The following is a 12,792-nucleotide window of genomic DNA, read 5'->3' as shown; positions in this document are numbered from 1 at the left end:
TGTTACAAAGTAGCCCCCTGTAAATCTTTCCCGGCCGGGAAGACTTCAAAGCCCTCTCTTCCGGGGAGGGTTTGGGTGGGGCTGTGTTTACAAAATGCCCAAAACTTTGTAAGTTTAGCAAACCAATCTTTAAACCTATAATCAATGAAACGCATCCTTTTATTGCCGCTTTTGCTGCTGGCTTGCTCTGTCATCGCGCAAAATAAAAACCTTGATGTTGTTGCTACCGATGCAGGTAAAATATCAGGCTTAACCAACCAGGGCGGCGATGTGCACATTTATAAAGGCATTCCCTTTGCTGCACCGCCTGTTGGAGATTTGCGCTGGAAGGAACCACAGCCGGTAAAACCATGGGAGGGCGTTAAAAAGTGTAACGAATTTGCAGCCAGCCCTATGCAGGGCAAACCAGACCCTTTTGGTGTTTACACGCGCGAATTCCTGATCCCCTATGAGCCCATCAGCGAAGATTGCCTGTACCTTAACATATGGACAGCGGCTAAAACATCGGCAGAAAAACGCCCTGTAATGGTTTATATGTATGGCGGTGGATTTGTAAGTGGCGGAGCAGGCGTACCAATTTATGATGGCGAGGCGATGGCTAAAAAGGGGATCATATTTGTGGTTATTAATTACCGCGTCGGGATTTTTGGTTTCTTCGCCCATCCCGAATTAACCAGGGAATCGCCGCATAATGCATCAGGAAATTATGGTTTGATGGATCAGCTGGCTGCATTAACATGGGTAAAGAAGAATATCGCGGCTTTCGGTGGAAACCCGGATAAGGTTACCATAGCGGGGCAGTCGGCAGGTTCCATGAGTGTAAATTGTTTGGTGGCATCGCCATTAGGTAAAGGGCTGTTCAGTGGTGCAATTGCCGAGAGTGGGGCCAGTTTTATCAGTCAGCAAGGATCAGGCGGGTTGCGGGAAGCAGAGGCAGCCGGTGTAAAAACAGCGACAGCCCTGGGTGCAAACACCATTGCCGAACTACGGATTAAACCCGCTGCCGAACTGGTTGGCAAAGGCCAAAGCCGCCCGGTTATTGACGGCTATGTTTTACCCGCAACCATCGCTGATATTTTTAATGAGCATAAACAAAACGATGTACCTGTACTTACCGGCTGGAACGAAGACGACGCTTTTATCGGTCCGCCAAAAACTGCTGAAGAGTATAAAAAGATGATAAAAAGCCAATATGGTGCCGATGCTGATGCATTTTTAAAACTATATCCGGCGGGTTCGGACCAGGAAGCCGCGACCTCCCAAACGCGGATAAACCGCGATCAGATCTTCGGGATACAGAATTATACCTGGGCCAATATTCAGAGCGAAAAAGCGAAGTCGAAAATCTATGTTTACCGCTTTATCCGCCGCCTGCCTGCCACTGCCGATTTTGTTAAATACGGCGCTTTCCATACCGGCGAGGTTGCTTATGCCTATGACAACCTCAAATTCCTGAACCGCCCATGGGAACCTGTCGATCAGCAACTGGCCAATACCATGAGCACTTACTGGGCTAATTTTGTTAAAACCGGTAACCCGAACGGGAAAGGCGTACCTACATGGCCGGCTTATACAACAAGTGATCATAAAATAATGATATTGGCTGAGAAGCCGGGCGCAAAACCTTTGCCGGATAAAGCCGCTTTGGATTTTATGGTGAAGAAGGCCAAAGGAAAGTAATGCATAGGTAAAGCCCCGGGATAATAAACGCTGCCAGATACATTCAGGTAGGGAAGCCTTAAACACCCCGCTTAAGAAACTGATGAGACAGCCAGGCTTGAAATGTTAGCGGATACCATAAAACAAAAGTATACGAAACTCCAGATTAATTAAAGTGCTACCTATATTTTAATGAAAGAAACCCACCTTATCAAACAAAAATTTAAAAGCGCCATACGACGGGGAACTGGCGAAGCGTATTTACTACTGCAACGCTATCCCGGTATTGATTTTTCGGGAGAGGTCATCAAAGCCTGCGTCAAAAACTTCTCGTACGATGGACAATGCGAAGGCAGCAGAGGGGAATATCTTTTTGAACTTATCGGCCTTTCGGGGAAAAAAGACAAAATAAAGAAAGCAGTATTAAAAGCCCTGCTAAAACCTCAGAAAGATACCTGGACACTGACACAGCTTTTCAGCCTGGCTAAAATGTTTGCCCGACAAGATGATGCCGAAGCCCGGAAAACCATTTACGATGCCTTTGTTCACAATCCTATTTGGCGATCGGATTGGGCCGGTACCTCAGACATTATACAACTTGATGGTATTGAAGGCTTGAAATTTATTGCCGAAGAATTTGGCAAACGCCTTGAAGCAGATCCGGAAGACTGGCAGGACGAGGACCTCATTAATCAATTTCAAAAAGAAAACCCGGAAACCGACACCTGGGCGCAACTGGGTATCAGTGCCAAACAAAATCGCTTTATAAAGATATACATCGATTCGGTGAGGGAAAACATGGCACAGCGTGCCACAAAGGTAAAACCACCGGAACCCGTTTATAAAAATATAGTTGAAGAAACGCTGTTGAGACAAACCCAACTTTGGTTTTACCATAGGAAACTGAAAAGCACCGAACTTAAATCAATCGGTCAGCAACTAATAATTGAACGAAAGAAAAGTAACCGGGAAAAATTACTTAAAATTTTTACAAAGCATCCATTTCCTCTTGAGAAAGAATTTCTTTTTGATTTGGCTTGTAAACATCCGGCAAGGAACAGAAGAGTTGTGACATTCGCTATTCAAGCGCTTGGCCTTTTTAAAAATAAAAGCATCAGGGAGTTCGCTTTAAAACAAATTGCGATTAGTAAACATCCAACATTATTTGTTGAGCTTTTAAAAGAAAATTATAAAAAGGGAGATCATAAACTGTTGACTGTCCTCATAGCAAACAGCAATAAAGGCATTGAATTAGAGGGTTTGATAATTGACATTACTAATATCTATTATGCCAATAAAACTCCGGAATGCCGGGAGCCATTGGAGGCACTTTATGATAAACACAACTGCGGTATGTGCCGGAAACATGTTGTTGAAATATTAAAGAACAATAATGTGCTAAGCGAGCGAATAAAAAATGAGATCAGGTTTGATTGCAATGAGGATACGCGGAAACTGTATAATTGACCATATTATTCCGATAATCCTGTTTGTGTATACTTAGCTCCAACTTTACCAATGAATAACAAGGCATTGTGTAATAATGTAACAAAAAATTCCCCTCTTAAAAATTTGGATAATAAAACTTAAATCACTTATCTTCGTTAATTACCAAAACGCAAGACTATGTAAGCAGAGGGCTTACATAGTCTTGTTTGCTTTTATAAGCATTGCGTCCTTTCTTAAAACAGGGAAGGGCGGTTTTTTTTGGTTGATTAACAGTAATAATATTAATTAATTTTTGCGTTATGGCAGAGGTATCATACTATACCAAAGATGGTTTAGAGAAATTAAAAGAAGAACTACAGAGATTAAAAACAACCGGCCGTGCCGATATATCAAAAGCTATTGCTGAGGCACGTGACAAAGGCGATCTGTCTGAAAATGCCGAATACGATGCAGCTAAAGAAGCGCAGGGCTTACATGAGGCCAAGATAGCCCAGATGCAGGAAACACTGGCCAATGCGCGCCTGCTTGATGAATCAAAACTTGACGTTTCGAAGGTACTTGCATTGTCGATAGTAAAGATCAAGAACCTGAAAAACGGAGCTACCATGAGTTATCAGCTGGTATCAGAGAGTGAAGCCGATCTTAAAACCGGTAAAATTTCGGTAGCATCACCAATAGCTAAAGGCCTGCTTGGCAAAAAGGTTGGTGAAAAAACCGAGATCACCGTACCTGCAGGTAAAATTGAATTCGAGATCCTGGAAATAAGCAGGTAATTTATTGGGTGAGCAGTGAATAGTTGATTAAGAGAATGGTTTTTCCGGATATCGTAATCAATTATTAACTACTCACCCTTTTAATTAATACCATAACAAACTACTCACCCAATCAACATAATCAACCACTCACCAATAATGACCATCTTTTCAAAAATAGTTGCAGGCGAGATCCCCGCTTATAAAGTGGCCGAGAACGATGAATTTCTGGCTTTTTTGGATATTTTTCCGCTTACGGAAGGTCACCTGCTGGTGATCCCAAAGAAGGAGGTTGATTATCTTTTTGATTTGGACGATAATACTTATACGGGCTTACAGCTATTTGCCAAAAAGGTAGCTCTCGGTTTAAAAAAGGCCGTTCCCTGCCCCCGGGTTGGTGTAGCTGTTATGGGCCTTGATGTGCCCCATGCGCATATCCATCTTATACCCATGAATGATATGAGCAGCATCAACTTTTCACTCCCCAAACAAAAATTCACCCCCGAACAATTTAATACTACCGCCGAGAAGATCAGGCAGGCAATCAGTTAACAATTGGGATAACATTAATCAAGCTATTAGCTATAAGTTTTGCTCATGCTGCTTTTAGCTTATATTATATATAGACAAAAGGCCTCATCATAATATAAATGACGAGGCCTTTTTATGTTTAAAACTCTACATGCGCCCTTAGCGAAAGGACATTTACCGGTCCCCTGTCCTTATTATAGGCAGGGTTGAGCAAAAACTGGTAACCGGGTGTAAGCCAGAACTTTTTTTGATATGCGTTTATTTTATAATCAAGTTCGGCAATAAATTCGGTGCCATAATTAAGCTTGCCATCACCTATGATAAAGCCGTAGCCGCCGGCTGCGAGGTAATCACGATGGGCGTTTGAGATGCCGTTGGCTACAAAAGCCAGGCTCAGTTCGTCATCGCCGCGGTTCCATGAACTTCCTTTAAGTACGCCGCCAAAACTCAATGACCGGTCAATCTCGGTAAAATACCATGTTTGGGTTTTACCATCATTATAACTCACTTTGGCAAATACCCCAAAATCTTTGGTCAGATATTGGTCGGCGCTGATGCCGAAACCATATTTGTGCCTGCCATAAGCTTGTGTGGTATCAACATTGGGGGCAACAGGGCTTTGCGCGAGTGCCAGGCGATAATCTCCCATTTTGCCATTATTACGGAAACCTAAGATCCTGAAAGTACCTTTTTGGCCGTTAAGTGTATAGCGTTTTTCGTATTCTAAGGTCTGGGTGTTTGCTTTACCAATTTTTTGATCCCAGATAGCGCCGTTGGCGGTAGTGGTGGACATGGTAAAAGCAAAGCGCAATGTCCAGTTTGGTTGCCCTAATTCGGTATGGATCCCCATAACATACCCGCGGGTATTGGCGGGATAATCCCATGCACCGTTATCCATTAAGCTCCAGTTCATGAACTGCGTACGCGGATCATGGCTAAATTCATTGCCGTCATAAAAATCGGCCATGCCAAATTTACCTACGGTAACCGAAAAGTAACGCTTGCTTTTTAAACCGGCTAACTGGTTGGCATCATCGCTGATAGTGTCTTTATCCTTGCCCCATTCAAAGTTTTGGGTAAAATATAAACGGGCGATGTAGATCTTCGGCTCTGCGCCGCCTACACGAAAAGTTTCGCCATTAGGGAAACCTGCCGCGCCCAGCGTTTTGCTCAGGCCCGATCCACCCGAAAGCTCGGGGTTAAAATAGGCTTCGGCGCCTTTCCAGAGCCTTGCACCGCCAAAAAGCGTAGTGGTAATTGAGCTTTGTGTTTCTTCTTTGGTAAGTAAACTGTTATCGCCATTATAATCGGCATGAAACGATGGTTTGTATTGGGTAATTACCGTTTGCTGGAAATGGAAGTTGAACCGCTGACGTTTAACTGTATCCTGCCCCAAAGCGACGGCGGCAATTAACACGGGCATTATAGTAAATATAAGTTTTTTCATGGGCTGTCAATTTTGGCGCAAAAGTAAGCTTTCGCGTTAACTTGAACCACATTCGTCAAAAAACTGTTTTAAATAATCCTCCATAAATGTATGCCTTTGTTCGGCAATTGCTTTACCGGCGGGAGTATTCATTTTATCCTTAAGTAACAATAACTTTTCGTAAAAGTGATTAATAGTTGGAGCGGTGGTGTTTTTATATTCTTCCCTGGTCATGTTAAGGTTTGGCGGGATTTCGGGATTGTACAATTCCCGGCCTTTAAAACCTCCATAGGTAAAGGCACGCGCAATGCCAATGGCTCCAATGGCATCCAGCCTGTCGGCATCCTGTACTACAGCCAGTTCGGGCGAATGAAAGGACTGTTTATCAAAGCTGGCTTTGAACGACATATGCCTGATGATCTGCTGCACATGCTCAATAACCCCGGTATCAACATTCATGCTTTGCAGGTAATTGCCAGCAGTACGCGGGCCAATCTCTTCATCGCCGTTATGAAACTTACTATCGGCAATATCATGCAGCAGGGCAGCAAGTTCAACTATCAGCTGATCGGTTTTTTCTGTTTGGTTGATGAGTTTCGCGTTTGTCCAAACGCGGTGAATATGCCACCAGTCGTGACCACCTTCGGCGTCCCTGAGCGTATTGCGCACAAAATTTGCAGTGGCTTCAATGAGTTTATTATGTTCCATCTTTTGCAAAGATACTAAGCAAAAGACAGAACAACGGGGTTGTGTATAAAACGTTAAGCAGCGGCTATTTTTTCTGTATCGATGAGTTCGGCAACTTCAATCTCCAAAATAGCGGCGATCTGAAAAAGCCTTTCGACTGTTATTTTTGTATAGCCTAACTCAATTTTGCTATAAGCGTTTTGCGATATACCCAGCTTGGCTGCAAGGTATTCCTGGGTATAATTTAATCCTTCCCTGGTTTGCCTTATGTTAGCAGCAATGGCCTTAATCTTGAAACTTAGCATATCTTTCATCCATTTACATATTAATTCGTTTATAAATAACGAAAATATAGGGGTTATGGATTTCAAAATTTTAATTTTTTTTAATAGCTAACCAATTGAAAAGCTGATATTTTATACTTTTTTAATTAAAAATTAACAACCCTTTATAAAAGCCGGTATAAATACATAGGTTTTAACAACCATATTAATTAATAATAAAGACAAAAAAAGCGACAGGCCGCAAAGTCTGTCGCTTTCAAATTACTTTTATTTAAAAAAACTACTCGCCTAAATTGTAACTAACAATTACTGTGGGCAATAAAGTAGCCGCTTCAAGCGGTACCTGGTTATAAGATATGATTGGCTTGCGTTTGCTGTAATAATCAAATGCCTCCTTTATAGTAGCATTACTTGTATTTGCCGGCGCATTAAAGTTAATGGAAAACGGCAAGATAAAATCATGCAGTTTTTCATGATCGGGGATAACCCATTTGTGGTTTGATTTTTTTAGCGCCTCAATGATGGGTACAACCAATATGGCATCATCCGCATAGTAAACAATTATTTTTTTGATCACACCTTTTTCATCAGCGGTGAACTTAAACACCGCTGTTCCGCTTGCTTTCTTTTTAATGATTTCGGGGGATACAACAAGGCTGTCTTTAAAAAAGCGGTTCATAATAGGACTGCCGCCCTGAAACGGAAATGCTAATTGCGCTTGTGCCTTAACTAGTACTGATGATAAAATAAGTGTTATAAATAACAGGATCTTTTTCATTTAATTTTCTTCTTTCGGTTCACGTTTGCTGCCCTGGTATAATTCATACTCAAACAGGCGGCAATCAAGCTTACCATTATAAAATTCAATTTTGCGGGCTGCCTTCAGGCCTATCTTTTTGGCCAGGTCGGGATTGCCCGTAAAAACATAACCGTTATACCCAAGGCATTTCTTTTTCAGAAAATCGCCTATACGCTTATAGGTGATCTCCAGCTTAGTATGTACGCCCAAACGCTCACCATATTCGGGATTAAACATTACTACACCAGTCTCTGCAGGAACCTCAGTATCTTCAAAATCACAAACGGCAAAATCGATCAAATGTTCTACACCGGCCGTTCTGGCATTTTTGCGAGCGATGTCAACTGCGTCTTCAGAGATATCGGTGGCAATGATTTTAAAGCCAGTTTCCTTTTTTGCTTTATCTTTTAAATTGCGGCGTTCGGCAAAAAATACGGTTTCATCGTAACCCAGTATGTGCATAAAACCATAATTCATCCTGAACAAACCCGGAGATTTATCAGTAGCCAGCAATGCTGCTTCAATAGCCAGGGTGCCAGAACCGCACATGGGGTTAATGAATGTGCTTTTCATATCCCATTTGGTAGCCATAATGGTTGATGCTGCCAAAGCCTCAAGCATTGGTGCTTTACCCGGTATTTTACGGTAACTGTGCTTGGCCAGTGTTTCGCCCGATGTATCCAGGAAAATTTCGGCGCGGTCATCCTGCCAGTAAAGGTGTACCAGGGTTTTATTAACCTCCGGGCCAGAGTCGGGCCTGATACCTTTAATGGATTTGATCCTGTCGGCAATAGCATCCTTTACCTTTACGTTGGCAAACAGCGGGGTAAGGATGTGTTCGTTATTTACGTTTGATGATACCGAAAAGTAACCGGTAAAATCAATCAGCTTTTCCCACTCAATGGTTACCAGCTCTTCGTAAAGCTCTTTCGGATCGCGGGCTGTAAATGTTTTTAACGAATACAGTACCTGGCTTGCGCAGCGCAGGTTCAAATTAAGCAGAATGGTATCTGTAACAGTACCTTTCAGTTCGACCCCGGTAGGGAAAACGCGGACCGGCTCATAGCCTAAAGCTTCAACCTCCCTTTGCAGGTAAGGCGAAAGCCTTTTGTTACATGTAATTATGATTTTACTTTCGGTGTGGAAAACTTGCATATTAATTCGGCAAAATTAAGAATTAAAAAGCCCCTATTTTAATTTCTTAACTATTAACTTTACATTTTAAATTATTTGAAGACTAATTATGGAAGTTAAAGGTAAGGTACATGAAGTGTCGGCCACTCAGCAAGTAACCGATTCACTTAAAAAACGCGAACTTATACTTGAATATATTGAGAACCCTCAATACCCTGAATATTTAAAGTTTGAAGCTATACAGGACCGTTGCAATTTGCTTGATAACGTAAAAGTTGGGGATGATGTAGAGGTTTCTTTTAACCTTAAAGGCCGCCCATGGACAGATAAAACCGGTAAAAAAAGCTATTTTAACTCATTACAGTTATGGAGGGTTACCCCGCTGGCTGCTGCTAATAACGCGTCTGCTGCTCCTCAATACGCAGCACCGTCAGCTGATATCAGCTCATCGGCCGATGATGACGATCTGCCATTCTAATAAAATAGAGAAAAGCTTGAGTAAAATATTTCAAAAGGCCCTTTAACAGGGCCTTTTGTTGTTTATACGCTTCTTGTTATAACCCACAGCCTTAAACAGACATCTTCAGTAATTGATACAATAAAATATTAAGCAGCAGAGTTTTAAATTGAACGTACATTTGTTAAATTTTGTTAAATGCAATTTTTGTGTGCGGATTTAGGATAATTTTGTTTGTTAATAAATGAAGAAAAGGAGCATAGGTTTAATTATTGGCTTAATGAGCTTTGCGCTGTTGGGCGTAATGGCTATGCAATTTTATTTTCTGAGGCAATCTTACCAGATGCAGTCCGATTCGTTCGACCGCCAGGTGAGGGAAGCTATGAACAATGTGGTAGATAAGGTTACCCGCCAGGATGCGAATAACTTTTTAAAAACCAAAACCCAGCAAACTGCCATCAGCACCGATAATGAAGAACGGGACATCAGCGCAATAAAAGTAGCGGGAATACCAAAAACAAAAAAACACTCATCTGCCCGCGAAAAACGGATTGCTTTACTGCGCGATAGTTTGCAGCGCATGATCCAGCGTAAAAAAATGGATGATGAGCTTAACGGCTTACTACAAACAGAAGGTACGGTTGATTTTAAAGTACGTGTTGAAGAATATACAGATGAGTTTGGTGTAGTACATGAGCAACTTACGCCCGAGATAGTGCATACCCGTATTACCCGCAGGGTAGGTCATCCTAAAAAACTTCATAAGTATGATACCCTGAGGTATGTCTACGTCGACCCCCAGTTTGGCAAACAAATGATCTCGGTACCACGCATCAATCCGTTGTGGGTACAGGAACAAACCCGTAAGCAAAAGGAACGGCAGGTTCAACAGATCAAAAAAATGCTGGAGACCGATTCACTTGAAAAAGTGAATAGTGCCGGTGCCAAACCTACTGTTATTGAAAACCTGGCCGAAGAGTACCGTAAATCGGGCGAACCGTTGAATAAAAGGATCAACCCTTTCTGGATAGATTCGTTACTGCGTTTTGAGCTTCATAATAAAGGCATTTTTCTGCCTTTCAGCTACGAAGTTACAACCGCCAACAGCGACTCGCTCATATTTTCAAATGCCAGCGACAGCCAGGGCGAAAAGCTGCCTGTGTTTGTGGCGGCAAATACTTATCAAACCCCTATTTTCACCAAAGAGGTGATCAACGACCCCGGAAAGATCAGGCTTTCGTTTCCGCAAAAAAACTCGCTGATCTTAAGCAATATGACTGCTACAATGGCTACAACCGGCGGCCTTACCATGGTGCTGATCCTTTGCTTCGGCTACACTATCTTTTCGATATTGAGGCAGAAAAAGATCTCGGAAATGAAGATCGATTTCATCAATAACATGACCCACGAGTTTAAAACCCCGGTGTCAACCATCATGATTGCCAGTGAAGCTTTAAGGGATAATGAAATTGCCGAAGATAAAAACCGGGTAGCCCGTTTAGCGAACATCATTTTTGAAGAGAATGCCCGTTTAGGCAGCCATATCGAGCGCGTATTAAACATTGCCCGTATTGAACGCAATGACTTTAAACTGGAGAAAAAACCGGTTGATGTAAATGAGATGGTGAGCATAGTGCTTGACAGTATGGCGCTCAAATTGCAAAAATGCAATGCTAAAACCACACTCCACCTTGATGCCGAAAAAGCCTATATTATTGCCGATGAGCTGCATTTTTCGAACGTATTATACAACCTGGTTGATAACGCCATTAAATACAGCAACGAAGCGCCAGATATAACGATAAGTACTTTTGTTAAAAACGGACAGATTGTTATTAAAGTAGCTGATAAAGGCATAGGCATGAGCCGCGACCAGCAATCAAAAATATTTGAGCAGTTTTATCGCATCCCTACCGGCAACGTGCACAACGTTAAAGGTTTTGGGCTGGGCTTAAGCTATGTTAATACTATAGTAAAACGCCTGAATGGCACCATAAGCGTGAAATCAGAAAAAGAGAAAGGCTCGGAGTTTGAGCTGAAGTTTGCAGTGGCGTAGATCTACGAGTCGGAAAGTCGGGATGTCCGAAAGTCCATAAGATAAGCTCAGCCTATCTCCCGACATGATTAAAGAACTTCCGGACTTTCCGACCTCGGACTTCCGGAACTAAAAAACATATGAAAAAAATACTACTGGTTGAGGATGATGCCAATTTGGGCCTGTTACTGCAAGACTACCTGCAATTGAAAGGTAAGTTTGACGTGGTTTTATGTAAGGATGGCGAAGAAGGCCTACGCGCCTTTACCAAACAAACATATGACTTGCTGATACTGGATGTGATGATGCCTAAAAAGGACGGCTTTACACTTGGTAAGGATATCCGTAAGATCAATGCCCAGGTGCCTATTATTTTTGCGACGGCCAAAGGCATGATTGAAGATAAAACCCAGGCTTTTAATTTGGGGGGAGATGATTATATCACCAAGCCTTTCCGCATTGAGGAGTTATTACTTCGTATAAATGCCCTGCTAAAACGTACCGATAATATCGGCAAAAAGGAAGAGGAGAAACAAACCTCCTTTAAAATTGGGAAATATACGTTTGATTATACCACTCAGATGATCATGACAGCAGACAACCAGCAAAAGCTATCTACCAAAGAGGCTGAATTACTGCGCCTGTTGTGTGTGCATAAAAACGAAGTGCTTACCCGCGAAGAAGCGCTGCTGAACATCTGGCATGATGACAATTACTTTAACGGTCGGAGCATGGATGTATTTTTGAGCAAGATCCGTAAGTATCTGAAAGACGACCCTAACGTGGAGATCATCAACGTACACGGACGAGGGTATAAGTTGCTGATTAACTGAACTCAGGGTTAATTTTGTTTTGAAAAAATTATTTGTGTGATATAAGCCTCAAGGGGACTTAACCAAGTTAGCTATGTAACCAACATATTGATTTTATGGGTTAAATTAAACCTGGAAGAGGAACTTCACAAACCCGCTCTTTTCACTAATGTACTCCAAATTTCATCCACACAAAATATCCTACCCAAAGTAGGATGTTTGAGTAAACGCCGGCCAATACATCGTCCATCATTACACCCAAGCCACCGCCAAGGTCTTCCATTTTACGAACACCAAGCGGCTTCACAATATCAAAAAAGCGGAACAATACCAATCCGGCTAAAAGGAAATACAGGTTAGCAGGGATAAACAGCATAGCTATCAGCATTCCGGCAACCTCATCAATTACCACACGCGAGCTGTCTTCGCCCCAGTCGGGTTCAACCTTATTGCCTACAAATACGCCAAGCGCGGTAACAAATATGGTAATAGCCAACAGGTACCAGGGATTTTGCAAAGCCGGGCTCTGCCATAGCAGCCAGATAAAGCCGCAGGTAACTATAGAGGCGTAAGTACCCCCGCCTTTCAAAAAGCCAATGCCGAAAATAGACGCTATTGTTTTATTTAGGAACATTTAATTTGTATCGTTATTTCAAGTAATGTTTTCATTCCCTCCGCAGGGAGGGTGCGACTAGCTGTGTTGTGGCAGAGAGGGGTTTATCCGCTTTGCAAAATCATACAAAGTTCAGGAAACCCCTCCCTACACC

Annotated in this window: 13 protein-coding genes; 7 read left to right on the top strand and 6 right to left on the bottom strand. The window is 42.3% G+C overall.

Annotated elements, in window-relative coordinates; translation table 11 throughout:
• The first annotated feature begins 144 nt into the window (after positions 1–144).
• The 4 genes from ACP26M_RS24375 (at position 145) to ACP26M_RS24360 (ending at position 4,412) form a co-directional block, all read left to right on the top strand.
• Positions 145–1,680: a carboxylesterase/lipase family protein gene (locus tag ACP26M_RS24375; protein ID WP_426584018.1), complete on the top strand. Its 1,536-nt coding sequence runs from the start codon at positions 145–147 to the stop codon at positions 1,678–1,680.
• 171 nt (positions 1,681–1,851) lie between these two features.
• The gene (locus ACP26M_RS24370; protein WP_426584016.1) at positions 1,852–3,126 is read left to right on the top strand and encodes a hypothetical protein; all 1,275 of its coding nucleotides are present in this window, start codon (positions 1,852–1,854) and stop codon (positions 3,124–3,126) included.
• Positions 3,127–3,407: 281 nt separating this feature from the next.
• The gene (gene greA / locus ACP26M_RS24365; RefSeq protein WP_090530524.1) at positions 3,408–3,881 is read left to right on the top strand and encodes a transcription elongation factor GreA; all 474 of its coding nucleotides are present in this window, start codon (positions 3,408–3,410) and stop codon (positions 3,879–3,881) included.
• 135 nt (positions 3,882–4,016) lie between these two features.
• A complete protein-coding gene (locus ACP26M_RS24360; protein WP_426589762.1) occupies positions 4,017–4,412 on the top strand; it encodes an HIT family protein in 396 nt (131 codons plus the stop codon).
• Between the two features lie 118 nt (positions 4,413–4,530).
• Here the strand turns inward: ACP26M_RS24360 and ACP26M_RS24355 are convergent, their stop codons facing one another.
• The 5 genes from ACP26M_RS24355 to ACP26M_RS24335 all read right to left on the bottom strand — a co-directional run bounded on the left by ACP26M_RS24355 (position 4,531) and on the right by ACP26M_RS24335 (position 8,742).
• On the bottom strand, positions 4,531–5,838 hold the full coding sequence (locus ACP26M_RS24355; protein WP_426584014.1) for a carbohydrate porin: 1,308 nt from the start codon (positions 5,836–5,838) through the stop codon (positions 4,531–4,533).
• A gap of 36 nt (positions 5,839–5,874) precedes the next feature.
• Positions 5,875–6,525 (bottom strand): HD domain-containing protein, encoded by a 651-nt coding sequence (locus ACP26M_RS24350; RefSeq protein WP_426584012.1) that lies wholly within the window; start codon positions 6,523–6,525, stop codon positions 5,875–5,877.
• A gap of 53 nt (positions 6,526–6,578) precedes the next feature.
• The gene (locus ACP26M_RS24345) at positions 6,579–6,818 is read right to left on the bottom strand and encodes a helix-turn-helix domain-containing protein (RefSeq protein ID WP_426584010.1); all 240 of its coding nucleotides are present in this window, start codon (positions 6,816–6,818) and stop codon (positions 6,579–6,581) included.
• Between the two features lie 250 nt (positions 6,819–7,068).
• The gene (locus ACP26M_RS24340) at positions 7,069–7,566 is read right to left on the bottom strand and encodes a hypothetical protein (protein ID WP_426584008.1); all 498 of its coding nucleotides are present in this window, start codon (positions 7,564–7,566) and stop codon (positions 7,069–7,071) included.
• Entirely contained in the window at positions 7,567–8,742 is a 1,176-nt protein-coding gene (locus ACP26M_RS24335; protein ID WP_426584006.1) for a THUMP domain-containing class I SAM-dependent RNA methyltransferase, read from the bottom strand.
• An 88-nt stretch (positions 8,743–8,830) separates the two neighbouring features.
• Between ACP26M_RS24335 and ACP26M_RS24330 the strand changes: the two genes are divergently transcribed.
• The 3 genes from ACP26M_RS24330 (at position 8,831) to ACP26M_RS24320 (ending at position 12,046) form a co-directional block, all read left to right on the top strand.
• Positions 8,831–9,199, top strand: a complete 369-nt coding sequence (locus tag ACP26M_RS24330) for a DUF3127 domain-containing protein (RefSeq protein WP_426584004.1) — start codon at positions 8,831–8,833, stop codon at positions 9,197–9,199.
• A gap of 223 nt (positions 9,200–9,422) precedes the next feature.
• The gene (locus ACP26M_RS24325) at positions 9,423–11,234 is read left to right on the top strand and encodes a sensor histidine kinase (protein ID WP_426584002.1); all 1,812 of its coding nucleotides are present in this window, start codon (positions 9,423–9,425) and stop codon (positions 11,232–11,234) included.
• A gap of 119 nt (positions 11,235–11,353) precedes the next feature.
• Positions 11,354–12,046 carry a response regulator transcription factor gene (locus ACP26M_RS24320; RefSeq protein ID WP_090531325.1) on the top strand — a complete coding sequence of 231 codons (693 nt, stop codon included), beginning with the start codon at positions 11,354–11,356 and terminating at the stop codon, positions 12,044–12,046.
• Positions 12,047–12,191: 145 nt separating this feature from the next.
• Here the strand turns inward: ACP26M_RS24320 and ACP26M_RS24315 are convergent, their stop codons facing one another.
• Positions 12,192–12,659: a phosphatidylglycerophosphatase A family protein gene (locus ACP26M_RS24315; protein ID WP_426584000.1), complete on the bottom strand. Its 468-nt coding sequence runs from the start codon at positions 12,657–12,659 to the stop codon at positions 12,192–12,194.
• Positions 12,660–12,792 lie beyond the last annotated feature (133 nt).

The organism is Mucilaginibacter sp. R-33, from assembly GCF_049949235.1.
In the GTDB taxonomy this organism is placed as follows: domain Bacteria; phylum Bacteroidota; class Bacteroidia; order Sphingobacteriales; family Sphingobacteriaceae; genus Mucilaginibacter.
Note: the sequence above shows the minus strand (reverse complement) of the source record. Positions and strands in the feature narration are given on the sequence as shown.